This is a genomic window from Ruegeria sp. AF3 (assembly GCF_056536285.1).
This window is the reverse complement of sequence record NZ_JBQFJM010000002.1, coordinates 65,417-88,871: the sequence shown is the minus strand read 5'-3', so window position 1 is coordinate 88,871 and position 23,455 is coordinate 65,417. Positions and strand designations below refer to the sequence as shown.

The following is a 23,455-nucleotide window of genomic DNA, read 5'->3' as shown; positions in this document are numbered from 1 at the left end:
ACCTCGCCACAGAATGTAAGGTGGTTTCAACCCGCCTTACCCAAACAAACCCAGGACACCCATGACCACTGCCGCCGACGCCCCTGATCAGGAGAACTGGTTCCACAGAAACCAACAACGCATCGCCCCGTGGCTATTCCTTGCTCCGGGCCTGCTGTTCTTCATGGTCTATGTGATCATTCCGGTCTTCCAGTCCTTCAACCTTTCACTGTACGAGTGGGATGGGTTGGGTGCCGCCGAATATGTCGGCATGCGCAATTATGAAGATTTGTATTGGGAATGGGTTGACCGGGACGCATTCTATATCTCGCTCAAGAACAACCTGATCTGGCTGATCCTGTATCTTCTGGCCATTCCGGCGGGCCTTTTCATTGCTTTGTTTCTGAACCAGACGGTCTGGGGTATCCGCCTTTACAAATCGCTGTTTTTCTTTCCATTTGTCATCTCTCAGGTTGTTGTTGGCCTTGTATTCACGTGGTTTTATGACCCGACATTTGGTCTTCTGAATGAGTTTCTCGGCTTTTTCGGAATGGGTCCATTGAACGTGCTGGGCGACGAGCGTTTGGTCACCTACGGCATCATCGTCGCAGGCCTTTGGCCACAAACCGCCTATTGCATGATCCTCTACCTCACCGGTCTGAATGCCGTCGACCCCGAACAGATCGAAGCCGGACGCCTGGACGGTGCCAAAGGCTTGAGAATGCTGTGGCACATCATTCTGCCACAGTTGCGCCCGGCCACTTTCATTGCATTCGTCGTGACAATCATCGGGGCGCTGCGCAGTTTCGACCTGATTTCGATCATGACACAGGGCGGGCCATTCGGATCTTCCCGAGTGCTGGCCTATTACATGTTCGAGGTCGCACTATCTGAGTACGGTTTCCGCATGGGGTATGGCGCGGCTATCGCTGTGGTGCTGTTCCTGATCATGCTCGGCTTCATCGCCTATTTCCTCTGGTCGATGTATCGCGAAGAACGGGGGCACTGAGATGTTTCCCAAACCCATCGAAAAACAATCTCGCGCCGCGCAGATCACCTATCAGGCGATGCTGCCACTTGCCTTGTTGCTGTGGCTGGGCCCCCTACTCGCGGTGGCTCTGTTTTCGGTCAAACCAGCGGCGGATTTCACCAACGCCAACTATTGGGGCCTGCCATCCAGTTTCGAGGGCGCGGTCAACTACGGGCTGGTATTCTTCAACTCTGACATGCCGCGATACTTGCTAAACTCTTTCATGATCACCATTCCTACGGTGATCGGTGCCGTTGCCCTCAGTTCCATGACCGGCTTTGCTTTGGGCATCTACAAATTCAAATCGAACCTGTGGATCTTCTTCATGTTCGTTGCCGGCAACTTCGTGCCATTCCAGATCCTGATGGTGCCTGTGCGCGACCTGACACTTGATATGGGCCTCTACAACACAAAAACCGGCCTCGTCTTGTTCCACATCGCCTTCCAGACCGGCTTTTGCACATTGTTCATGCGCAACTTTATCCGGGCCCTGCCCTTTGAATTAATCGAGGCCGCGCGGGTCGAGGGTATCAGCGAATGGCGCATCTTCTGGTATGTGGTCTTGCCGTTGATGAAACCCGCAATTGCCGCACTCAGCGTGCTGATCTTCACTTTCATCTGGAACGACTATTTCTGGGCGGTCGTCCTGACTCAGGGCGCGGAAAGCCAGCCTGTCACAGCAGGCATAACCAGTTTCAACGCCCAGTTCCGCGCCGCCTACCAACTGATGAGCGCGGGCTCGATCGTAGCAGCGCTGCCGCCGGTTGCCATGTTCTTCCTGATGCAAAAGCACTTTATCGCGGGCCTGACCCTCGGAGCTGTAAAATGACAAAGATAACTTTCATCGGAGCAGGTTCGACAATTTTCATGAAGAACATCGTGGGGGATGCTCTGCTGACCCCCGCTTTGGCGGACAGTCACTTTGCGCTGATGGATATCGACCCCGTACGCCTGACAGAAAGCGAAGCTGTAGCCCGCGCCATGATCCGTTCGGTCCGGTCAAACGCGACAATATCCACACATACAGACCGACGCGCCGCACTCGATGGTGCCGATTTCGTTATTACCGCCTTTCAGATTGGCGGGTACCAGCCCTGTACCGTCACAGATTTTGAAATCCCCAAGCAATACGGGCTGCGCCAGACCATCGCCGATACGCTGGGCGTAGGTGGCATCATGCGGGGACTGCGCACTGTGCCGGTCTTGTGGGACGTGGCGCATGACATGATGCAGCTATGCCCTGATGCGACACTGCTGCAATACGTCAATCCGATGGCCATCAACACCTGGGCACTGGCCGAGAAATACCCATCATTGAAGCAGGTCGGCCTGTGCCACTCGGTTCAGAACACGGTGGCGGAACTGGCACACGATCTGGACCTGCCAAAAGACGACATTCGCTACAAGGTGGCGGGCGTCAATCACGTCGCCTTCTTCCTGCGGCTTGAGCATCAGGGCCATAATTTATACCCCGCCCTTCGGCAAGGTTATGTCAGCGGAAGGATCCCCAAGGCGCCGCTGCTGATGCCGCGCTGCCCCAACAAGGTGCGCTACGAAGTGATGGACCACCTTGGCTATTTCTGCACCGAAAGTTCTGAGCATTTGGCAGAATACGTGCCATGGTTCATCAAAGACGGGCGGGCGGACCTGATCGAGAAATTCTCAATCCCACTCGATGAATACCCGACCCGCTGTGTGGAACAGATGAACAACTGGAAAGAGCAGGCCAAAACCCTGACTGACTGGCGCGACATAGCCGTCACTCGCAGCCATGAGTTTGCGGCAGACATAATGAACGCAATCATCTCTGACACCGCCTACGTGGCCTATGGCAATCTGCCAAACACCGGCCAGATACCTCAGCTGCCTATGGGGGCCGCTGTCGAAACACCGTGTCTGGTTGATGCAAATGGCATTCAGCCTTCTGTCATCACAGACGTCCCACCGCAGCTGATCGCCCTTATGCGTACCCAGATCAACGTTCAGGAACTCACAGTCAGGGCATTGGTCGACCAGAACCCCGAGCATATCTATCATGCAGCCATGATGGACCCGCACACCGCCGCCGAACTGGACCTGCGCCAAATTCGAAATCTGGTGAACGACCTTCTGTCTGCCCATGCCGACTGGCTGCCAGATTGGTGCCACCCATCTCGCGCCGCTTGAATTTCACCTTTTTACAAATACTCAAATCCACCCAGACCTAAAAAAGCATCACAGAACAATGTCAAAACGCCGCTCACAGCATTGGTACGGGAAACTCGACAAGGATGGGTTCATCCATCGATCCTGGATGAAAAATCAGGGTTTTCCTGATCACGCCTTCGATGGGCGGCCAATCATCGGAATCTGCAACACATGGTCGGAGCTGACCCCTTGCAATTCCGGCCTGCGCGATCTGGCCGAAGGGGTAAAGCGCGGTGTGTGGGAGGCCGGGGGCTTTCCCGTCGAATTCCCGGTCATGTCGCTGGGCGAGACCCAGATGAAACCCACAGCCATGCTGTTTCGCAATCTGCTGGCCATGGATGTCGAAGAGTCGATCCGCGCATATGGCATTGACGGTGTGGTTCTGCTGGGCGGGTGCGACAAGACCACGCCGGGCCAATTGATGGGCGCGGCCTCGGTCGATCTGCCGTCGATCGTTGTCAGCTCCGGCCCTATGCTGAATGGAAAATATCGCGGTCAGGATATTGGCTCAGGAACCGATGTGTGGAAGTTCTCCGAGGCCGTGCGTGCCGGAGAGATGACCCTTCAGGATTTTATGAACGCGGAATCCGGGATGTCCCGCAGTGCCGGGGTTTGCATGACCATGGGGACAGCCAGCACCATGGCGTCTCTGGTCGAAGCGATGGGCATGAGCCTGCCCACCAATGCCGCCCTGCCCGCCGTTGACGCCCGCCGCATGGCCCTCGCCCATTTGACCGGCAAGCGGATTGTCGAAATGGTCGACGAAGACCTGAAACCATCGGACATATTGACCAGGGAAGCCTTCGAGAATGCAATCCTCGCCAATGCGGCCGTTGGGGGATCGACCAATGCCGTTGTGCATCTACTGGCGCTCGCAGGTCGCGTGGGCGTTGACCTGACGCTCAAGGACTTTGAAATCGGATCAGAGATTCCCCTTCTGGTGAACTGCATGCCCTCGGGCACATACCTGATGGAAGATTTCTGTTACGCTGGCGGTGTTCCGGCTGTGTTGAGCGAACTCAAACCTTTCCTGCGCCCGGCCAGAACGGTTCTCAACAAGGACATCTCGGCCCATTTCGAAGGTGCCGAATGTTTCAACCGCGACGTCATCCGCCCCTTCAACGATCCGGTGAAGCCCGCTGCTGGCCTTCGCGTTTTGCGTGGCAATCTTGCGCCCAACGGAGCCATCGTCAAACCTTCTGCCGCAACAGATGCCCTTCTTGAAACCGAGGGAGAGGCGTTCGTTTTCGAAAACATCGAAGACCTGAAAGCCAATATCGACCGGGATGATCTGCCGGTCACACCCAAAAGCATTCTGGTGCTCAAGGGATGTGGACCCAAGGGTTATCCCGGGATGCCCGAGGTGGGAAACATGCCGATTCCGGCCAGATTGGTGAAGGAAGGCGTTCGCGACATGATCCGTATCTCGGATGCCCGTATGTCCGGTACAGCCTATGGCACCGTCATCCTGCATGTCAGCCCCGAGGCACAGGCGGGTGGCACGCTGGCGCTGGTGAAAACCGGCGACCGCATCCGCGTATCTGCCAGCGCCGGCAAGCTTGAACTATTGGTGGACGAAAAAGAACTGGACGCGCGCCGAGCCCAATGGAAACCAGACAAGCCGCATTATTCCCGCGGGTATGCAAAATTATATGTCGATCACGTGTTGCAGGCCGATCAAGGGGCCGATCTGGATTTCCTCGTCGGCAAAGACACCCGCCTTGTGACCAGAGAGAGCCACTGATGACCGAACCAGCGACATTTCATGACTTGAACGGGTCATCCGTCTATATCACCGGCGGTGGTTCGGGCGTGGGCGCAGCATTGACGGATGGGTTTCTGGCTCAGGGGGCCAATGTAGCTTTTATCGGCAGATCGGACGCCAGCGGTTTTGTCGAAGAGATGCGCGACAAACATGGCCGCGCACCTCTGTTCATGCAGGGTGACATGACCGACACCCAGCTTCTTCACACGACAATGGCCAAAGCCGCCAAAGCCCACGGCCCCCTGAACGTTTTGGTTAACAACGCGGCCAATGACCAACGCCATACACTTGAGGAAACCACGACCGAGTTCTGGGACTGGATGATCGAGGTGAATCTGAAAGCCTATTATTTCGCCTGTCAGGAAGCGGCCCGGCAAATGAAAGAAGGCGGCGTTATCATTAATTTCAGCTCGATCAGCTACATGATGGGCAATGCAGGCTATCCGATCTATACGACATCAAATGCGGGCATTACAGGGATGACTCGGTCTTTGGCCCGCGAACTGGGACCAAAAAACATACGTGTGAATGCGCTGGCTCCCGGTTGGGTCTTGACGCAAAAACAACTGGATATGTGGGCGACGCCCGAAGATTTGGCCGCGCATTTGGATCGACAATGCCTGAAAGAACATTTGACGCCCGAAGACATGGTTGCACCGACATTGTTTCTTGCATCCAACGCCAGCCGGGCGATGACTGGTCAGTGTATGGCGGTTGATGGCGGCGTCGTGGTTTCAGGGTGACACAATGAATACTGACTGGATCGCCGTTGATTGGGGCACATCTCACCTGCGGGTCTGGGCCATGCTGGGGGCAACAGTGCTGGACTGCGCGCAGTCCGACAAGGGTATGGCACGCATCGGAGCCGACGGGTTCCAGACCGCCCTGTTGGACCTTGTTGAAAACTGGCTGAAGGATGACCCCATCGATGTGATCGCCTGCGGCATGGTCGGCGCACGCCAAGGCTGGGTCGAAGCACCTTATTCCACCGTTCCGTCGCAGCCCTTGCCGCATGCCCCAGTCCGTGTTCCCGGCACAGACCCGCGCATCCGGGCCTTCGTCATACCCGGATTAAAGCAACTGAGCCCGCCAGATGTGATGCGGGGAGAAGAAACACAGATCGCGGGTTTTTTGGGAACTCGCCAGAACTGGGATGGTGTCCTCTGCCTTCCGGGAACTCACACGAAGTGGGTTCAGGTCAGCGCAGGTGAAATCGTGAGCTTTCGGACGCTCATGACCGGAGAGCTTTTTGATTTGTTAAGTGCGCAATCTGTGCTGCGGCATTCGATAGGTGAAGGATGGGATGAAAATACCTTTGCCGATGCTGTGGCGGACACATTGTCCAAACCCGAACAATTGGCTGCGCGCCTGTTCGGCTTGCGGGCTGCGGACCTGCTGCATAATCAGGACAAAGGCATCGCGCGTGCGCGGCTGTCGGGACTGCTTATTGGTGCTGAATTGGCCGCAACCCGTCCCTATTGGCTGGGTCAACAACTGGCTATCATTGGTGCAGATGCCGTATCGCGGGTCTATGCGGCAGCGTTGAAACAACAGGGCGCTTTTGTTGAGACTGCAAACGCCACCGAAGCAACGCTGGCCGGACTGGCGCTGGCGCGAAACATGACAAGGCAAATCGCATGAGCCGCCCCATCATCGCCATTCTGCGCGGTCTGCAACCACAGGAAGCCGAGGCCGTTGGCAGAGTTATCATCGATGCAGGGATCGACCGGATCGAAGTTCCACTCAATTCGCCTGACCCGCTCGACAGCATTTCCATTCTGGCCGAAGCTTTCAAAGATCACGCCCTGATAGGCGCTGGTACTGTATTGACGGTTGATCAGGTGGACGCAGTTCGGAATGCCGGCGGCAGGCTGATTGTGTCACCCAACTATGATGCTGACGTGATCAAACGGTCTGTAGCGTTGGGGATGCAAAGCTGGCCGGGCGTTTACACGCCGACCGAAGCCTTTGCCGCTCTCGAAGCCGGGGCCACAGGATTAAAGCTGTTTCCTGGCGTCATGGCAGGCCCTGTTGGGCTCGCAGCACTTCGACCCGTTTTACCCAAGGAAACACGTATCTTTGCTGTCGGTGGTGCCGGGCCTGAAAACTTCGAGCAATGGATCAAAGCCGGTGCGGATGGATTCGGGATTGGATCAGCGCTGTACAAACCCGGCATGGACGCAGTCGAAATCGCAGCACGCGCGAAGCAGATCGTAACAGCCTTTGACAAGGCGGCAAGATGAGCACGATTTTTGACGACCGCCCCTGCGCGTTGGGCGAAGGTCCGCTTTGGCACCCTGCTCGGCAACAGCTATTCTGGTTCGACATTCTCAACAAACGACTGATCACGCGCGAAAGTGAAAATCAGATAAGCTGGGAATTCGATGAACATGTCTCCGCCGCAGGCTGGGTGGATCGTGACACACTGCTTTTGGCGTCGGAAACGGGTCTTTGGCAGTTTATCTTGAAGTCCGGGCATCGAACGCTGGTCACGCCGCTCGAGGCAGACAACCCAATCACCCGCTCGAATGACGGTCGCGCTGATCCTTGGGGTGGTTTCTGGATCGGTACAATGGGCAAACAGGCTGAAGCCGGGGCCGGATCAATCTATCGGTTCTGGAAAGGCACGCTCCGATGTCTCGTGTCGGATGTGACGATTTCCAATGCAATCTGTTTTGCCCCGGATCGGTCCGTGGCCTATTTCTGTGACACGAAAACGAGGCAGGTCAAGCGCTGGAGCTTGAATGCAGAAAGCGGATGGCCCGAAGGGGAAAGCACGGTATTTCTGGACTTTCGTAAAGAAGGCCTGAACCCGGATGGTGCGGTGGTTGATGCTGACGGGAACATCTGGATCGCGCAATGGGGGATTGGACGTGTTGCGGCCTACACGCCCGAAGGTCATTTCCTGAAGGCCATTTCTTTCGAAGCGTCACATACGTCCTGCCCGGCCTTTGGTGGCGACAGCTTAGGCACGCTGTTCTGCACCTCAGCAAGGCAGGGGTTGAGCGACGCGGATATTGAATCCCAACCCACCAATGGCATGACGTTTGCAATGCCAAACGCGGGACGAGGGCAGGCAGAACACAGGATCATTTTATGAAGCCGGAACTTGGTGTGTGTTACTACCCTGAACACTGGCCCGAAGCGACGTGGGCGGAAGACGCCGCGCGCATGGTGGACACCGGCATCTCGTGGGTACGCATTGGAGAGTTTGCTTGGAGCCGGCTGGAGCCTTACCCCGGAACCCTGCAATTTGAATGGCTGGACCGCGCGGTTAAAACACTTGGCGAGGCGGGAGTGAAAGTCGTGCTTGGCACACCGACAGCAACGCCACCGCGTTGGATGCTGGACAAACATCCGGACATGCTGGCTGTGGATACGTATGGAAACACGCGCAAATTCGGATCACGGCGGCATTACTGCTTTAGCCACCAGGGCTATGTCGATGAATGTGGCCGCATCGCACGGGTCTTGGGAGAGCGCTATGGTCATAACCCGTATGTGGCGGCTTGGCAGATCGACAATGAGTATGGGTGTCACGACACAACAGTCAGCTACAGCACCCCGGCACTGAACGCATTCAGGCGCTGGCTGGCTGTTCGATACGGCTCAATTGAACAACTGAACAAGGCCTGGGGAAACGTGTTCTGGTCGATGGAGTACCGCAACTTCGATGAGATTGAACTACCCAATCAAACTGTGACCGAGCCAAACCCCGCTCATGTACTGGCATTCCGTCGGTTCAGTTCAGATCAGGTTGTGGCATTCAACAAAGCTCAGGTCGATGTATTGCGAGCTTTGACCGATGCGCCGCTGTTGCATAACTACATGGGCCGTATTCTGGATTTCGACCATTTCGAGGTTGGCGCAGATCTGGATATTGCGACTTGGGACAGTTATCCGATCGGATTTCTATCGGACCGATTGGAAGATGACGAAGCCCACAAGACCGCCTTTCTACACCAAGGCGATCCGGACATGCAGGCGTTTCACCATGATCTTTACCGGGCAGTAGGCCGCGGCCGATGGTGGGTGATGGAACAACAACCTGGTCCGGTGAATTGGGCGCCCTATAACCCGGCACCCTTGCCCGGAATGGTGCGGTTGTGGTCGCTTGAGGCTGTCGCCCACGGTGCTGAGGTTGTGAGCTATTTTCGATGGCGGCAAGCCCCCTTTGCGCAGGAACAGATGCACGCGGGTTTGCTGACACCGGACAATCGCCCCGCCCCTGCCTTACACGAGGCCCGTCAGACAGCGGAAGAGCTATCCACATTGGGCGAGGTGCATCAGGTGCAATCCAAGGTTGCGATACTGTTTGATTACCCCTCGGACTGGGCCTGGACATCGCTACCGCAAGGAGCAGGCTTTGACTATTTCCGGTTGGTCTTCTCAGCTTATCGTGCATTGCGCCGCGTGGGGCTGTCGATTGATTTTGTTTCGCCCAATGACCTGTCCACGCACTATGCGCTGATCCTTGCCCCCGGACTGGCAACGATTGACCCGGATTTGGAGCGTAGTTTAGCGGACAACTCGGATCTTGCAATCCTCGGCCCACGCAGCGGCGCAATTACCCGTGATTTCCAGATCCCCGCCGCCGGTCGACCTGGCCTGAAAGGGTTGGACTGCAACGTCGATTTGGTCGAAACACTGCCCCCTGCTGTCAACCGGGCTGTCCGTGGCGGCGGCGCGGCACAGCATTGGATCGATCGCCTTTCAGGATCAGCCGAAGAAATTCTGAGTTTTGAAGATGGAGCGCCTGCGCTAATGGCAAGGGACGGGTTCTGGTATCTTGCCGGCTTCCCAAACGAAGCATTATGGGATCGCGTCATCGGCTTGGCTGCGGAAGAAAGCGGTTTGGGCCTGAAACCGATGCCGCCAGGACTTCGACTGCGTGAGACAGCCGACCACATGTTCCTGATCAACTATAACGCTGAACCGGTGGTCTGGAACGGGTCGACCATCGGCGGCTGTGACGTGAAGATCCTGAAGCGCAATCTGCCCGGACAGACTTGAATCCTATCCGGGCAGATGCGTTGGTTGCCGCTTGGCACAGCGATTAGTCGCTTTTTAGGCTGTTGGGGTCAAACACCCCTCCGAAACCGCCGTTGTTGGATGGCTCACCCTCGGTTTGAGAAGCACCTTCGTTGCTTTCATTCTCGCTGCCATCCAGCGAGTTCGGAGCGAAGACATTACCAAAACCGCTGTTATTTGACGGCTTTGGCGCGGTTTGGGCATCACCCTGCCCGGCTTTTTCCGCTTCTTGCTGTTTGCGGCGCTCCTCACGCTGCTGACGCAGCTCCTGAATGCGTTGTTCCGCTTCCAACTGCTTTTGCTCGCGAACGTCGGCAATGCACTGCGCCGGACTGTAGGTCGCCGCTGTGCCTATAACGGTGATCGTTACAACCGCAAATGCGACCAGCAACACGGCGGCCATATTACCGGCAAAGAAACTCGGCAGCTTGATCTTGCCAGCCAGTTCCTCGACCGTTGCGTTTTTACGCGCCGCGGCTACCAGTTCCTGGCGTTTCAGCTTGGCTTCGTTCAGCAGAGCGAAGAAAACCGTCAGCGCAACGATGATAAACGCCAGCGCCGAGATCGCAGGCGTGATGCCGTAGCGAACCTTCTGAGCCAGCTCAATCGTCAGCGTCGGGTATTCGCCAAAAGTGAAAGTGGTGGTGTTGTAGTTCTCGAAAGAAGCGAGGAATGCCAAAACCGCCGCCGAGGCAATCGCCGGGCGCATGAACGGCAGCAGGATTTTGCGGAAAGCCTGAGCGTGGCTGGCCCCAAGGTCCAGTGCCGCCTCAGTCAGGGCGACATCATAACGCTGCAACCGCGCCACCAGCACCAGCATACAGTAACTGGCAATAAAGGTGGACTGGCCGATCACCGTCAGGAAGATGCCGTTTGACAGGAAACTGTCGGCCCCCAGCCCCAGCATCCGGTTGATCCGGTCCCAGAAGACCAGCGTCGAGATACCAAGAACCACACCGGGGATCAGGATCGGTGCGATAATGACCGTATAGTAGGTCGCGCGAAGCTTCGGCCAGATCTGGGTCAGCATCAGCGCGCCTGCCAAACCCATCGCCACGGACAGGATGACCGTGCCGATTCCGATGATTAGCGAGTTCTTGATCCCGTTCAGGATACGCTGATCCTGAAACAGTTCGCCAAACCATTGGAATGTCAGACATTCCCATGGGCTCATTCGGGGGAACCCGGGCGAGTTGAACGCGGTGACGGACATGATCACCAGCGGGCCCAGCAAATACAGGAAGAAGATCGCCAGATAGACCCAGATGCTTATGCGGAGGAAGGAATTGTTCATTTCCCTATATCCCCCATGTTCACTTTGAACAGGCGCATCATGGCCAGCACGAACAGGATACAAGTGACCAGCAGAACGATTGCGTAGGCGGCGCCCTGTGGCCAGTCGTTGTTGTCATTGAACTGCTGATAGATCAGTTGGGTGAACCACAGACTGGACGGCCCGCCCAGAATTTGCGGCGCAGCCAACGCACCGGCTGACAACATGAAGACCATAGTACAGCCCGAACTGATCCCCGGCTTGGCATAAGGAATGACCACTCGCCAATGTATCCGCCACCAAGGCGCCCCAAGGTCGCGTGCTGCTTCGATCTGGTTTTTGTCCAGACTTTCAATCACGTTATACATCGGGAAAATCATCAGCAGGATATAGGCGTATCCCAGACCCGCATAGAGCGCGATGTCATTGCGAATGAAGTCGAACGGTGTATCCCAGATGCCCAGCCCCGTGAACAACGTGTTCAACACGCCTGTTTCCCCAAAGATGATGCGCAGCGCAAAGGCGCGCAGGATCTCGTTGATCCAGTAAGGGATGATCAGCATGATCGCGAAGATACGAATATGGCTGCCTTCGGCCTGACCCAGGTAATAGGCAATCGGATAGCAGATGATCAGGTTGAAAACCGTCACAAAAACCGCGGCCACAAGAGTTCGGAAAAACACCCTCAGATCAACAGTGTTGTAGTCCTGACTGCCACCTTCGGGGCCGTAGACGAGATATTTGTAGTTCTCTAGCGTATATACGTCTTTGGGTCCGCCAATCTCTGGCGGTGGCAGATTCGGACGGAACGAGAAGTCCAACATCGACAGCTGCGGAAGGATGATCAGGCCGATGGTCCAGAATAGAACCAGACCCAGGATCGCCACTCCCATGCCAGTGCCGTTGCGATTGAAGAAGTCTTTCAGAAACTGGGGCATGAGTTAATCCCCTTATTCTGCAGCCAGTTCACCCGCAGGAACGATGACGGCGTTATGCGTCTTGTATTCCAACGTGATGTTCTGTCCGGTGTGGTCCTCGAAGGATTGTCCATGGTTCGGGATCGACACTTTGATCTCTTTTCCACCTTCACCTTCGGTAAAGATGTTGAAGACGTTGCCTTCAAATTCTTCGTGGTTGACCCGCGCGGTAACAAAATGGTCACCCGAAGCCCCCTCGGGCGCAATGGCGAAGGCTTCGGGGCGAATGAACAACATTGCACTATCGCCTTCTTTCATTTTGCCTTGATTGGCGGTCGATATCCGTGCAACCAGATCGCCCGAGCGGTTGGTCGAGATCAGCGCCTCGTTGCCCATGACCTGTTTGATCTTGCCACGGAATACATTGTTTTCGCCGACAAATGAGGCCGCGAAAGCCGTGTTAGGATCATTGTAGATGGTTTTCCCATCGGCAATCTGGTCAATCACACCTGCACGCATGACGGCGATATTATCTGACATGGTCAGCGCCTCGCCCTGGTCATGGGTAATGTAGATAAAAGTAATGCCCACACGCTGTTGTATCTCTCGCAGTTCCGTTCGCATGTGCTGGCGCAGTTTGAGGTCAAGTGCTGACAGAGGCTCATCAAGAAGCAATACATCCGGCTCGGCGCAAAGGGCACGAGCGATGGCCACTCGCTGACGTTGGCCACCAGACAATTCGCTGGGAAGTTTGTCGCCTTGCTCCGGGAGCGCGATCATGTCCAAAAGCTCGTCAGCGCGCTTGCGGCGCTCGGCAGCACTGGCGCCTTTGATTTCCATCGAGAACGTGATGTTTTCCCAAACCTTCATCAAGGGAAACAACGCTAGGTTCTGAAAGATCAGAGCTGTGGGGCGTTTGTTGGGCCCAATCCCGCGCATGTTTTTGCCGCCGATCAGAACATTGCCTTCGCTGGGCTCGAGAAAGCCGGAAACAGCCCTTAAGATCGTTGTTTTGCCGCAACCCGAGGGTCCGAGGAATGAAAAGAAATCTCCCCCGTTAATTGTGACGTTTGCATCGCGCACGGCGACGAAGTCACCGAAACGGATCCACAGGTTTTCCAGATCGACTCCGACCCCTGCACTCATTTTTGGTATCTCCCTGAGGTGTGCACTGTCACCACACCACATAGCTTTCCGTTACGCCGGAGCGGCGCACAGATTGTGGCCCCTCGCAGAACGCGAGGGGCATGGTTTCAGATCGCTTATGCGCTCTTGAACTTGTTGACGAACTCGGTCCGCGTTTCAGCATACCATGGGGCTTCGGCCGGCCACGGATTGAGGTTGGCCAGCGAGTCGCCCGGATAGGCCTCGGCAAAGTTCTTCTTGTAGGTGTCGCCTGAATACTGATCCGCCCCCAGAACAGGAGAGTTGTACCCATGGCTGTCGATGGCAACACCGGCAGGTTTGGCCTGATAGGCGAAGTCGATGAAGGCATAGATCTGGTCGATATTTGCCGCGCCAGACGGAATCGACATTCCGTCAACCCATGCCATCGCCCCTTCGATGGGCGCTTGATAGTGCACTGGTTCACCAGCCGATTTCAGTGCCAGTGGCGGGCCGTCCCAGGTCTGACCGACAACAACACCTTCATTCAGAAGACCGTTCTTCTGTGTATCGGCATCGTTCCAGATCAGCTTGATGCGATTCTTACGTGCAATGCACCAGTCAGTGATCTGACCCCAGACCTTGCGCATGGTTTCTTCGTCACCATAAGCGGCCCAGACCGAACCCGGCTCCATCTCGCCGGAACGCTCCATGTAAAGACCAGCGCCAAGCATCATCGAATGCGCGCGGCCCATGGTTTTGCCTGCGTTTTCTTCCGACCAAACATCGCCATAGGATGGGGCGTCCCCAGCCGGCAGCCACAAGTCGGTGCGGTATGCAATGCCTTCGGTGCCCCAGATATGCGGCAACCAGTGAACCCCGGCGCCGCCAAAGTTCCAAGCATCCGTACCGATTTTGGCCATGGCAGGGTTCACCAGGTCGACCGGAACCTTGTTCATGTCAAAGGGCTGCAACAACTCCAGCGGCTCCCACTGCAACGAGCGGTTGTTGGTTGGCGAGACGATGTCAAAGCCCTGACCTTTGGTCGCCTTCATCTTGTTGATGATTTCTTCGTTTGAGCCGATCCCGGTGTAGTTCACCTTGATGCCAGTAAGGGTCTCAAACTCTTCGATAAAGCTGGGCGGCAGATAATCCGACCACATCAGTATGTTGATTTCACCCGACGAAGCCAGTGCGCTCTTGCTGTAAAGAGGCGCGGCAAGTGCTGCGGCACCCGCTCCTTTCAAAACAGTGCGTCTGGAAAGTGATGACTTGGTAACCATAGTGTTCTCCCGTTGTTGGACTCGTTTTTTGTTTTCTATTCATAGGACTTTCTGCGCCCATCCGTCAGTCCAAAAGTGACAGTTTGCGAAAATCTTATGTCCAGTTTCGCGATTTGACACGTCTAAGCTGATTTATGAGGCGCTGCATTCTCCTGCCAAACGGTGATGTCCCTTGGTTTGACCGGATCTGAACCAAGCAGAATTTGACGTGCACGACCAGCAGGCAAAGGCTTTGAAACGTCACTGAAGTTGAACGCGTAGTAGGTCGAGCCGCGTTGGGTTATGCGCATATCGGGGTCGCAAGGCGTTGCATTTATCCCAGCCCAGTTCAGTACCTCCCCGACAATCGCCTGCAAAAGCTCATTTCGCGGAACCATTGCCAGATAGGTCGTGCGGTCAGAACGGATGACCGCCGGACTGGCATCGCAATAAGCGCTCTTGAAGCGGGCTAAAACGCGCTCTTTGGTCTCGACAATTTCACGCCAACCCGTGAATTCAAATTGCTGCCCATCAGGAAGAACCACAGCCTCATGCGCAAGTGAAGGAAGTGATTCGACGCGCGTGACACGGATACCTGTTAACTTTGCCAGTTCGCCTGGAGCCAGATTGGACGGGGTGTTCATCCCGGATGTCTTGCTGCCGGAACGAGCACCTATCAGAATCTTGGCCCCCGAAGCGTCAAGCTTGTCTGCAAGGTCAGCGGTCACGATCATGCTTTGAGGTAATATGATGAGGGCGTAGCCGCTCAGTTCATCTTCAGGGCCAACAAAATCAAGATCGACCCCAAAACCACGAATTGCAGTGTACCACTCGCGAAAAATCTGGGCATTGGGGAAATCGTTGTCATGTGGCAGGATGTCCGCCGCCCAGATAGAGGTATAATCCAGTAGCATTGCAACCCGTGATTTTGCCCGTCTCTCGGGCGGCAAAATGGCGCGATCCTTCACGATCTCAGCCAATTCAACAGCGGCCTGATCCGGGCTGCCATCTGACCGCAAAATCGCAGTATGGTATTGCTCTTGCGCAGATTTTGCCTGTCGCCAGCGAAAAAACATCACGGCTTGCGCGCCATGTGCATAGGCCGCCCAGGTCCAAAGCCGAACCATCCCCTCTGCCGGCGACGGATTCTTGTCAGCCCAATCCACCGGGCCCGGCTGCTGTTCCAGCACCCACATCCGACCGCGCCCCTGACTGCGATACAAATCACAATGAAAGCCCTGATAATCCGGTGCGCCGGTGCGCAGATAGCGGCGCTTTTCCTCATCTGAAAGGGTAGAGCCCAATAAGTTCCCTAGCGGGTAGCTGTCGAACCCGACAATATCCAGATCAGCCGCTACGGCGTGGTGATCGAATTCGAAACTACCTGCCATGAAGTTATGGGTAATATCCCGGCCCGGCGCATATTTGCGCAGAACATCCACCTGCGTTTTGTTGAACAGACGAACTCGATCGGAAGAATAGCGCGCGAATTCCAGAGCATGGGCTGGATTGGGCGTGGCGACCAGCCCGTTGGGCAGTTCGATCTGACCAAACTGAGAGTAGAGCGACCCCCAGAAAACGGTTCCCCACGCGTCATTCAACGCATCGATTGCCCCGTATCGTTCCTCCAACCAGTTCTGAAAACCTGTTCGCGCGGCATCGGAATAGCTGAGAACTGTATCGTGGTCGTTGTACTCATTGTCGATCTGCCACGCTTGGACATACGAATTCTGACCATATCTGCGGGCATATTCAGTTGCGATCCTTTGCGCCTCGGCCAGATAAACCTCACTGGAAAAACAATAATGCCTGCGCGAACCGTACCCTCTGACCCGACCATCCGGCCCAACGGGCAGGATTTCGGGATACTCATCGATCAACCATTTGGGGGGGGCGGCTGTTGGGGTGGACATCATGACCCGCAGACCAGCCTGACCCAGTATCTCGATCACTTCATCCAGCCAGTCCCAGTGGAACTGACCGCGCGCGGGTTCGATCAGACCCCAGGTGAATTCAGCAATCCGCACCCAATCCAACCCCATGTCTGCCATTTGGGCGGCATCGTCTCGCCATTGCGAAGGGTCCCACTGTTCGGGGTAGTAACAAACCCCAAGTTCCAGCGCGCTCATCGTGTGTCCTTTGCTGTGCGTCGTTCGATCCACTTCAGGAAACTGGCACAGCCGAGTGTGAGAACGACATACAGGATTGCCGCCGTATTGAAGGGTGCAAAGGGCAGAAAGCTAGCCGCCTGAAATTCTCGCATCCTCTGGGTCATGTCGCGGACGGACAGGATAGACAGCAATGACGTGTCCTTGATCATCGCGATAAACTCATTGCCAAGCGGTGGAGTGACAATCCGCAGGGCCTGCGGCAGAACGATAAGCCGCGCCGTATGCCAGCGCGACAAACCCAGAGAGCTGCCCGCCTCCAATTGGCCTTTCGGTATCGCCTCGATCCCGGATCGGAAAATTTCGGCCATATAGGCGGAATAACCAACTGAGATCGCGATGATCCCGCGGGTCATATTGGTCATGTCGATACCGCCGCCGGTGGCGTCTTTGACTGCGCCCGCCAGTGGCAGTCCGATATAAAGAATGATCACCAGCATCGGAATGCCGCGTATCGTATCCACGAAAAACTCGGCCCCGACCGCCAGAGGATGCAGCTTATGCTGAGCCCCGCCAATGGTCAGTGTCAGCAACAAAAACCCGAACACGGCAAATGCCAGGGCCGGATTGCGGTATTTGTCGGGTAGAAATCTTGTTTGCCACAGGACCGGATAACCTTGTGTATGGGCATCGGCCGGGACAAAAGCGCCCGAGACACTGTCGACCGTTTCGATCTGTTCAAGCGCGGCAGTGGCATCGGTTGCGCTGCGGATGCGATATTGCTGACCGTCGGCCCCTTCGAACTCACCAAACCGGATGACGTCAGCCTGCGCCTGCGGCGTGCCGCGCACAACCGCGATACGCCCTTCGGTGCTGCCCACCAGAACAAAGCTGACCTGCGGCTGCATGAAGAAAAAGGCTGAGGCTGCCAGCAATGCCAAACTGATCGAACCATAGACGACCGTCGTACGCGCCTTTGGTTTAAACGATTGCAACCCGACCCAGACCAAACCAAGAATGGCCGCGAAGATATAGGCAAATATGGCCGCGCGGAATGTAATGGCCACCCCGGTCGCGAACTGCCAATGAGCCATGAACATGAGATAAAACAGAACCGCGCCTGTGAGACACTCCAACCCCAACAAGACGCGCCCGCGCCAGGGCGGCTGCAAACGTGCCGAAATTAGGCATAGTGCGACGACAGCCGCGTAAACCGCCAGGAAAACTTGTAATCCCGTCTGAACCTTGGCGATCACGCCCGGAAACAGTACCCAGGTCTGACTGGATCGATCGATAAGGGGTGATGTGTTTTCGCTGAGCGCATGGAAGAAGACCGACTCGGCAAATGGCATCAGAAGCAGCGGAGAAACAAAGCTGATGACCAAAAGCGCCGCAGAAGCTGGGAACGCGGCAAGCGCGCAGAATCGCAACCAGCCGGGGGAGTTTTGTGAAAACCGCACGTAGCGTGCGCAAAGATATCCAAGGATCGCAACGGTCGCAATCAGCAGAAATCCAACAAAGATGGGCCCCGCGTCGGTGCCGATCCCCAGAATTGCGACCAGAGACCGCAAGTATTTTGAGGATGTGGCGAACAGGTAGATAATAAAGGGCGCTGCTGCGAGCAACACCAGGTTACTCGGGCGGATCGTGCTGAGGCGCGACATGGAACTTCTCCGCTAAGACAAGGCCCGGCGGTGCTGACCGCCGGACCAAAAAAGGGCGCTAATGGATCAGTTGGTGCCCCAGTATTTGGCTGTCAGATCGTCCAGTGTTCCGTCCTCCTGTATGGCTTTCAGACCAGCGTTAATTGCATCCACTGTCGGATCACCTTCCTGAAACACGATGCCTAACGGGTCGGATTGCAGGCCTGTGATGCCAACAGTCAATTCGCCCGCAAATTCCTGTTCATAGGCCGCCGCCGAAGTGCCATCGATGATCACGCCCTGAACGTCCGCGTTCTGAAGCGCCAGAATGGCTGCCGAGAAGTTGTCGTAAAGGCTGACATTCTCGCGCCCGACAAGCTCTTCCGCCAATTGGGCGTTGGTCGTCGCGGTTTGCGCGGCCAGTTTCTGGCCACCGGCTTTGAAGTCCTCAAGTGTCATGTCAGCATTATCGACCTGCAACAGAATGGCTTGGCTGACAACGATGTAAGGCTCGGAAAAGTCCATGGTTTCTTCGCGTTCCGGTGTGATCGACACGCCCGAGATAACCAGATCGAACTCACCTTGCTGAAGGGCCGCAAAGATACCGTCCCAGGCGGTGTTTACAAAGTTGGGAACGCAATTGACCTTCGCACAGATCGCATTCATCACATCGACATCAAAGCCCACGATCTCTCCGGTTGTTTCATCCACGGTTTCCATCGGTGGGTATGTCGCATCGGTTCCGATTTTCAGAACACGACCTTCCAGGTCGGCAGCAATAGCCGCTGGAGCCATCAGTGTCGTGAGTGTGGCAGCGGCAAGTAGGTTTTTAAACATTTTCAGGTACTCCTTTGTTGGATCAGGTGGTCTGCGCCGCTTCCGGCGCCGGGGTGTCAGGTTGCCGCTCGATCAATGTGGCCCTGATCTTTTTCTGAATCTCGGACGGATCGACCCCGTCCAATGCTTTCAACATGAACTCACCCAGCAGACGGCTTGTTTCAGCAATCGGCAAGTAATAAGTGCTGGGTGGCGGTACAAAATACTGGCTGAGCTTCAAGTCGTCGTTCGAAATGACCACAACGTCCCTACCAACCTGCACTCCGGCTTTATCGGCAGCTGACAGCGCCCCAAGGGTTATGGCCTCATTTGCGCAGATGATGGCGCTCGGCGGTTTCGGCAACTGTATTAGCGTCGCAAATTTCTGCTGACCGGATTCCGCGGTGGTCGGGCCGGTGGATACCAGTGCCGGGTCCAACTCCACACCGCATTCTGACAGCGCATCAGCATACCCCCGGCGGCGTTGCTGTGCATAGATCAGGTCATCCGGCGGGTTTATCAAAGCGATGCGACGATGCCCCAGCGCAAGCAGTCGAGCGGTGGCATCATAGGCCGCTGCCTGACTGTCGAGATCCACAAAAGGATGCGGTTGGGGGCTGTCGCTCATGCCGTATGTGACAAAAGGAAAGCCCTGCCCCTGCAGATACGCGACGCGTTCATCATGAACACGCGTGCCGGAAAAGATCACGCCATCAGCCTGCCCTTCCTGCACGATAGACTTCAACGTCTGCAGCGCAGCCTCGCCTTCGCATGTGCTAAATACGCTCAGCTGATAGCGCGATCCCATTAGCGCATTGGATATACCGGCCAGAATTCGCGTAAACTCTGCACCTTCCCACTCTTCCGCCGCATCATTTGAAACACTGACCATGACCGCGATTCTATAGGATTTATTAGTGCGCAGCTTAAGGCCATCCAGATTCACCCGGTATCCCAGCTCCGATGCAACTTTCTGAATCTCTTCCCGGGTTTCCCGCTTCACCGATACGGAATCCCGCAAGGCATTCGAGACTGTGCCAACGGAATACCCGGTACTTCTGGCAATCGATTTGATCGTCGCCCGCGCCATCACTCAAACCCTGCCAGTTGTTCCGTCAAAAACGACCGACCCGTTTGCAGCGTGCGTACGTGATCTGCGGTTTCGTCATGTTCGACAAAAAGATCCATGCAGTTGGTCGAGGCAAGCGCGTGCAGGGTTGCGTACCAGTCAACCGCCCCTTCGCCCAAATCGCGCCAGCGCGCGTCACCTGTTCCGCCTGCTGGGTCGATATCCTTTGCATGTACGGACAGGATTCGATTGGCGTGGCGGCGGATCGCGTCCGCCGGATCCAGGCCAGCCGCAACCAGCCAACCGATATCTGGCTGCCAAAAGACATCTCCGCCGGCAAGGATCAGGTCAAGAGGTGTGTCGCCAACCTCGCCGATAAGATCAAAATCATGATTGTGATACGCCAGGCTGACACCATGATCTATCAGCTGGTTTGCCCATTTGGACAGCTGGCCCGACACCGCCCTCCATCCCTCGGCAGTTTCGGGCCGCACCTGGGGCGCCAGCCAAGGCATGACAGCCACCCGGCATTCCATTAGGTTTAATACTTCGACGATATCCGAAAATCGCTCTTCGAACTCTTCCCAATCAAAATGTGCAGACCGAACACTAAGGCCTGACCCGAAAATAATGCCGGCCATCTGAGCGGGGGTGAGGCCGTGCAGGCCAGTGGTTTCGACATCTGAAAAACCGCAGGCCGCAACCAATTGCAGTTGATCTGCAAGATCACCGCATTGTCGCACTGTGTAGAGTTGGGCAGAAACTCGCATCCCTCACCATTGAAACGTTTCAATTAAGGTGGATTATGAGTTATATCCTTGTCAAGCGCCGTATAGATGCGATCCGTACGGCCAACCCTGAATAAAGCGCCGAGCCTTTGCCTAAAACCCAGATGGGGTGGGAAATCGAGCCATTTCCCGCAACCGATTTCTGATCCGAACAATGAAGGGCTATACGAGCGAGCCACCAATCTGTATCACCAAAAACGGTATGGCACGCGCAGAGGGTCTTCAGAATGATAATCGCATGGATTGTCTCGACCGACACCTGGCTGCCGTAAGGGACGTTTTGGCACAAGATGTTCTGGTAAAGGGCTGTTTTGTTTGGTCACTACTGCGACAAATGCGAATGGGCCTTCGAATGTGGAAAAAGGTTTGGACTGGTGGACGTGAATTTTGAAACGCTTGAGAGAACACCCAAAGCGTCTTTCATGGCGCTAAAGTCTGCCCATTCCGGGGGTCAGAACGTCTCTCAGCCGTTAGCGCAACCATTCGGTGCGGTGCATGAGCATTGGAATCTGGTAGCTGACATAGGGGGCACCAACACGCGGCTGGGCGTGGTTACGAACGGAGAGCTGACAGACCTGCGCAAGCGCCCAACGGGGACACTGGAAGATCTGCTGGAAGCGTTTCACGCGCTTCGGGATGAAATCGGAACAAATCCACAGGCGGTCGTGGCGGCGGGCGCAGGCCCTGTCCGGAACGGCACGATTCGGCTGACAAATGCCAATCTGGACCTGTCCGAGGCCGAATTGGCAAAAGCCACCGGTGCCAGCCATACGTTTGTAATCAATGATTTCACCGCTGCCGCGTGGTCGGTGGCAGAAGTAACCCAGAAAGATGTTGCCGTCTTGCAAGGTCACGCGACACCGCCCGCAGGCACGCGATTGGTGGTGGGTCCTGGCACCGGGCTTGGCGTGGGAGCGTTGCTGTTTTCCGAGGGCCACTATCACACAGTCTCCGGTGAAGGTGGTCATGTGGGTCTGTATCCGCGTCACCGCGACGAAGTTGACATCTTTGAAGCAGCCCGCAGCATTGCGCCTGAGTGTTTTTTTGGTGACAGCCTCGCACTGGAAGCTGAGATGTTCCTGAGCGGTACGGGCTTGCCTATCCTATATCAGGCGATCGGGCTGGCGGCAGGCCATATACAGACACCAACGCGCTCGGCGAAAGACATTCTACTCGATGCCCGCGACCGTTCTGACCCCATCGCGGTACAAGCCGCTCGGATTTTCAACACCCATCTGGGGGCTTTGATGGGCGACATGGCTGTCACACTGATGCCTTCGGGCGGAGTGTTTCTTGTTGGCGGCGTCGCGGAAAAGAATCGCTGGTTATTCGGCGAAGAGTTCCGGGAAGCGTTCAACGGCGGTGGCCGTTTCAGCGAGCTGCGCCGCTCGTTGAACCTGTATGTCTCCGAGCAAGCAGAGTTCGGCATCATCGGGGCGAACAATTTCTGCAAGAACGCTTTGATGCGATAACAAGTCTCCCTGACAAAATACTCTGAAAAGGACTACGAAATGATCCTGTGCTGTGGTGAAGCCCTGATCGACATGATTTCCGAGCCGACAGTGTCGGGCGAACAAGGATTTGTACCGCACACAGGTGGGGCGATATTGAACACGGCGGTCGCAGTCGGTCGTCTGGGTGTTTCCGTCGGAATGCTGACCGGCGTGTCGTCTGACATGTTTGGCCAACAAATTACAAAGGCGCTGAATTCAAGCCATGTTGACACGTCACATGTGATTGTCTCTGACCGCCCCACGACCCTTGCCTTCGTACAGCTAAAAGACGGTCACGCCACTTACAGCTTTGTCGATGAAAACACCGCCGGACGAATGCTGCAACCCGAGGACATGCCGGACCAGCTAACAGCCGTGTCCGCCCTGTATCTTGGGGGTATCAGCCTGGCATGTGAACCCTGCGCGGATGCCTATGCCTCACTTCTGAATCGCCACGGAGCGGATCGCGCAGTGATGTTGGACCCGAATATCCGACCGGGATTCATCAAGGACCAGACCCGGTATCGGACCCGCCTGAACCGCATGATCGCACAGTCCGATATTGTGAAGGTTTCAGACGAGGATCTTGACTGGATCATCCCGGGAGCCGAACCCGAGGGTGCCAAAGCGTCTCTTTTGTTGCAAACCGGTCCGTCAGCCCTCATCGTGACCAGGGGTGGCGACGGAGCGAATGGGTACCTGGCCGATGGTTCCAAGGTTTCGGTTCCGGTGAAACCTGTTCAGGTTGTCGACACAATCGGCGCGGGCGACACGTTTAATGCTGGGGTTTTGACCGAACTCAGCCGCGCAGGGAATTTGACAAAGCAGGGGCTGCGCAATCTGACCTCCGAAAGCTTGCGGGCGGCCATGACGTTGGGCGCAACTGTTGCCGCAGTAACAGTATCACGCGCCGGGGCAGAACCGCCCTGGGCACATGAGATTTGATTGTCGGCAAAAACCCGAAAAAACGAACTGGTGACAATCGCATCA

Annotated in this window: 21 protein-coding genes; 12 read left to right on the top strand and 9 right to left on the bottom strand. The window is 55.9% G+C overall.

The window, feature by feature from the left end; translation table 11 throughout:
* The first annotated feature begins 61 nt into the window (after positions 1 to 61).
* From ACR3FC_RS17110 to ACR3FC_RS17070, 9 genes are read left to right on the top strand one after another with little or no spacing between them, the layout of a single operon-like run.
* A complete protein-coding gene (locus ACR3FC_RS17110) occupies positions 62 to 988 on the top strand; it encodes a carbohydrate ABC transporter permease (protein ID WP_480477110.1) in 927 nt (308 codons plus the stop codon).
* Position 989: 1 nt separating this feature from the next.
* Entirely contained in the window at positions 990 to 1,838 is an 849-nt protein-coding gene (locus ACR3FC_RS17105) for a carbohydrate ABC transporter permease (RefSeq protein ID WP_480477108.1), read from the top strand.
* Positions 1,835 to 3,175, top strand: coding sequence for an alpha-galactosidase (melA, locus tag ACR3FC_RS17100; RefSeq protein WP_480477106.1), 1,341 nt, complete (start codon positions 1,835 to 1,837; stop codon positions 3,173 to 3,175). Before ACR3FC_RS17105 ends, melA begins: the two co-directional genes overlap by 4 nt.
* Positions 3,176 to 3,233: 58 nt before the next feature.
* Positions 3,234 to 4,940, top strand: a complete 1,707-nt coding sequence (locus ACR3FC_RS17095; RefSeq protein WP_480477104.1) for an IlvD/Edd family dehydratase — start codon at positions 3,234 to 3,236, stop codon at positions 4,938 to 4,940.
* Positions 4,940 to 5,704 (top strand): SDR family NAD(P)-dependent oxidoreductase, encoded by a 765-nt coding sequence (locus ACR3FC_RS17090; RefSeq protein ID WP_480477102.1) that lies wholly within the window; start codon positions 4,940 to 4,942, stop codon positions 5,702 to 5,704. Before ACR3FC_RS17095 ends, ACR3FC_RS17090 begins: the two co-directional genes overlap by 1 nt.
* A 4-nt stretch (positions 5,705 to 5,708) precedes the next feature.
* Positions 5,709 to 6,602: a 2-dehydro-3-deoxygalactonokinase gene (locus ACR3FC_RS17085; protein WP_480477100.1), complete on the top strand. Its 894-nt coding sequence runs from the start codon at positions 5,709 to 5,711 to the stop codon at positions 6,600 to 6,602.
* Positions 6,599 to 7,204: a 2-dehydro-3-deoxy-6-phosphogalactonate aldolase gene (locus ACR3FC_RS17080; protein WP_480477098.1), complete on the top strand. Its 606-nt coding sequence runs from the start codon at positions 6,599 to 6,601 to the stop codon at positions 7,202 to 7,204. Before ACR3FC_RS17085 ends, ACR3FC_RS17080 begins: the two co-directional genes overlap by 4 nt.
* The gene (locus ACR3FC_RS17075) at positions 7,201 to 8,061 is read left to right on the top strand and encodes an SMP-30/gluconolactonase/LRE family protein (protein ID WP_480477096.1); all 861 of its coding nucleotides are present in this window, start codon (positions 7,201 to 7,203) and stop codon (positions 8,059 to 8,061) included. Before ACR3FC_RS17080 ends, ACR3FC_RS17075 begins: the two co-directional genes overlap by 4 nt.
* Complete coding sequence (locus tag ACR3FC_RS17070) at positions 8,058 to 9,974, top strand: beta-galactosidase (protein WP_480477094.1); 1,917 nt, start codon at positions 8,058 to 8,060, stop codon at positions 9,972 to 9,974. The genes ACR3FC_RS17075 and ACR3FC_RS17070 overlap by 4 nt, the downstream gene beginning before the upstream one ends.
* A gap of 43 nt (positions 9,975 to 10,017) precedes the next feature.
* Here the strand turns inward: ACR3FC_RS17070 and ACR3FC_RS17065 are convergent, their stop codons facing one another.
* The 9 genes from ACR3FC_RS17065 to ACR3FC_RS17025 form a co-directional block, all read right to left on the bottom strand.
* The gene (locus ACR3FC_RS17065) at positions 10,018 to 11,286 is read right to left on the bottom strand and encodes an ABC transporter permease (RefSeq protein ID WP_480477092.1); all 1,269 of its coding nucleotides are present in this window, start codon (positions 11,284 to 11,286) and stop codon (positions 10,018 to 10,020) included.
* Entirely contained in the window at positions 11,283 to 12,203 is a 921-nt protein-coding gene (locus ACR3FC_RS17060) for an ABC transporter permease (RefSeq protein ID WP_480477089.1), read from the bottom strand. Before ACR3FC_RS17060 ends, ACR3FC_RS17065 begins: the two co-directional genes overlap by 4 nt.
* 12 nt (positions 12,204 to 12,215) lie before the next feature.
* Positions 12,216 to 13,328, bottom strand: a complete 1,113-nt coding sequence (locus tag ACR3FC_RS17055; protein WP_480477087.1) for an ABC transporter ATP-binding protein — start codon at positions 13,326 to 13,328, stop codon at positions 12,216 to 12,218.
* A 116-nt stretch (positions 13,329 to 13,444) separates the two neighbouring features.
* On the bottom strand, positions 13,445 to 14,569 hold the full coding sequence (locus tag ACR3FC_RS17050) for an extracellular solute-binding protein (RefSeq protein ID WP_480477085.1): 1,125 nt from the start codon (positions 14,567 to 14,569) through the stop codon (positions 13,445 to 13,447).
* Positions 14,570 to 14,691: 122 nt separating this feature from the next.
* Positions 14,692 to 16,677, bottom strand: coding sequence for a beta-galactosidase (locus tag ACR3FC_RS17045; RefSeq protein ID WP_480477083.1), 1,986 nt, complete (start codon positions 16,675 to 16,677; stop codon positions 14,692 to 14,694).
* Entirely contained in the window at positions 16,674 to 18,320 is a 1,647-nt protein-coding gene (locus ACR3FC_RS17040) for an amino acid ABC transporter permease (RefSeq protein ID WP_480477081.1), read from the bottom strand. Before ACR3FC_RS17040 ends, ACR3FC_RS17045 begins: the two co-directional genes overlap by 4 nt.
* A gap of 66 nt (positions 18,321 to 18,386) precedes the next feature.
* Complete coding sequence (locus ACR3FC_RS17035) at positions 18,387 to 19,136, bottom strand: basic amino acid ABC transporter substrate-binding protein (protein WP_480477079.1); 750 nt, start codon at positions 19,134 to 19,136, stop codon at positions 18,387 to 18,389.
* Between the two features lie 22 nt (positions 19,137 to 19,158).
* Entirely contained in the window at positions 19,159 to 20,205 is a 1,047-nt protein-coding gene (locus tag ACR3FC_RS17030; protein WP_480477077.1) for a LacI family DNA-binding transcriptional regulator, read from the bottom strand.
* Positions 20,205 to 20,954 carry a sugar phosphate isomerase/epimerase family protein gene (locus tag ACR3FC_RS17025; RefSeq protein ID WP_480477075.1) on the bottom strand — a complete coding sequence of 250 codons (750 nt, stop codon included), beginning with the start codon at positions 20,952 to 20,954 and terminating at the stop codon, positions 20,205 to 20,207. The genes ACR3FC_RS17030 and ACR3FC_RS17025 overlap by 1 nt, the downstream gene beginning before the upstream one ends.
* A 172-nt stretch (positions 20,955 to 21,126) precedes the next feature.
* Here ACR3FC_RS17025 and ACR3FC_RS17020 point away from each other — a divergent pair, with 172 nt between their 5' ends.
* Genes ACR3FC_RS17020 through ACR3FC_RS17010 form a run of 3 tightly spaced genes read left to right on the top strand, consistent with a single transcriptional unit; the run spans position 21,127 to position 23,410 of the window.
* Positions 21,127 to 21,363, top strand: coding sequence for a family 1 glycosylhydrolase (locus ACR3FC_RS17020; RefSeq protein ID WP_480477073.1), 237 nt, complete (start codon positions 21,127 to 21,129; stop codon positions 21,361 to 21,363).
* A gap of 31 nt (positions 21,364 to 21,394) precedes the next feature.
* Complete coding sequence (locus tag ACR3FC_RS17015) at positions 21,395 to 22,444, top strand: glucokinase (protein WP_480477071.1); 1,050 nt, start codon at positions 21,395 to 21,397, stop codon at positions 22,442 to 22,444.
* 39 nt (positions 22,445 to 22,483) lie between these two features.
* Positions 22,484 to 23,410 carry a carbohydrate kinase family protein gene (locus ACR3FC_RS17010; protein WP_480477069.1) on the top strand — a complete coding sequence of 309 codons (927 nt, stop codon included), beginning with the start codon at positions 22,484 to 22,486 and terminating at the stop codon, positions 23,408 to 23,410.
* Positions 23,411 to 23,455: the final 45 nt, after the last annotated feature.

Excerpts from the sequence above, each read along its gene's own strand:
- ACR3FC_RS17010 (WP_480477069.1), top strand. The coding sequence starts at position 22,484 with ATGATCCTGTGCTGTGGTGAAGCCCTGATCGACATGATTTCCGAGCCG.
- ACR3FC_RS17090 (WP_480477102.1), top strand. The coding sequence starts at position 4,940 with ATGACCGAACCAGCGACATTTCATGACTTGAACGGGTCATCCGTCTAT.
- ACR3FC_RS17060 (WP_480477089.1), bottom strand. The coding sequence starts at position 12,203 with ATGCCCCAGTTTCTGAAAGACTTCTTCAATCGCAACGGCACTGGCATG.
- ACR3FC_RS17065 (WP_480477092.1), bottom strand. The coding sequence starts at position 11,286 with ATGAACAATTCCTTCCTCCGCATAAGCATCTGGGTCTATCTGGCGATC.
- ACR3FC_RS17015 (WP_480477071.1), top strand. The coding sequence starts at position 21,395 with ATGGCGCTAAAGTCTGCCCATTCCGGGGGTCAGAACGTCTCTCAGCCG.
- ACR3FC_RS17070 (WP_480477094.1), top strand. The coding sequence starts at position 8,058 with ATGAAGCCGGAACTTGGTGTGTGTTACTACCCTGAACACTGGCCCGAA.
- ACR3FC_RS17095 (WP_480477104.1), top strand. The coding sequence starts at position 3,234 with ATGTCAAAACGCCGCTCACAGCATTGGTACGGGAAACTCGACAAGGAT.
- ACR3FC_RS17105 (WP_480477108.1), top strand. The coding sequence starts at position 990 with ATGTTTCCCAAACCCATCGAAAAACAATCTCGCGCCGCGCAGATCACC.
- melA (WP_480477106.1), top strand. The coding sequence starts at position 1,835 with ATGACAAAGATAACTTTCATCGGAGCAGGTTCGACAATTTTCATGAAG.
- ACR3FC_RS17055 (WP_480477087.1), bottom strand. The coding sequence starts at position 13,328 with ATGAGTGCAGGGGTCGGAGTCGATCTGGAAAACCTGTGGATCCGTTTC.
- ACR3FC_RS17030 (WP_480477077.1), bottom strand. The coding sequence starts at position 20,205 with ATGGCGCGGGCGACGATCAAATCGATTGCCAGAAGTACCGGGTATTCC.
- ACR3FC_RS17020 (WP_480477073.1), top strand. The coding sequence starts at position 21,127 with ATGAAGGGCTATACGAGCGAGCCACCAATCTGTATCACCAAAAACGGT.
- ACR3FC_RS17040 (WP_480477081.1), bottom strand. The coding sequence starts at position 18,320 with ATGTCGCGCCTCAGCACGATCCGCCCGAGTAACCTGGTGTTGCTCGCA.
- ACR3FC_RS17080 (WP_480477098.1), top strand. The coding sequence starts at position 6,599 with ATGAGCCGCCCCATCATCGCCATTCTGCGCGGTCTGCAACCACAGGAA.
- ACR3FC_RS17085 (WP_480477100.1), top strand. The coding sequence starts at position 5,709 with ATGAATACTGACTGGATCGCCGTTGATTGGGGCACATCTCACCTGCGG.
- ACR3FC_RS17025 (WP_480477075.1), bottom strand. The coding sequence starts at position 20,954 with ATGCGAGTTTCTGCCCAACTCTACACAGTGCGACAATGCGGTGATCTT.
- ACR3FC_RS17045 (WP_480477083.1), bottom strand. The coding sequence starts at position 16,677 with ATGAGCGCGCTGGAACTTGGGGTTTGTTACTACCCCGAACAGTGGGAC.
- ACR3FC_RS17035 (WP_480477079.1), bottom strand. The coding sequence starts at position 19,136 with ATGTTTAAAAACCTACTTGCCGCTGCCACACTCACGACACTGATGGCT.
- ACR3FC_RS17050 (WP_480477085.1), bottom strand. The coding sequence starts at position 14,569 with ATGGTTACCAAGTCATCACTTTCCAGACGCACTGTTTTGAAAGGAGCG.
- ACR3FC_RS17110 (WP_480477110.1), top strand. The coding sequence starts at position 62 with ATGACCACTGCCGCCGACGCCCCTGATCAGGAGAACTGGTTCCACAGA.
- ACR3FC_RS17075 (WP_480477096.1), top strand. The coding sequence starts at position 7,201 with ATGAGCACGATTTTTGACGACCGCCCCTGCGCGTTGGGCGAAGGTCCG.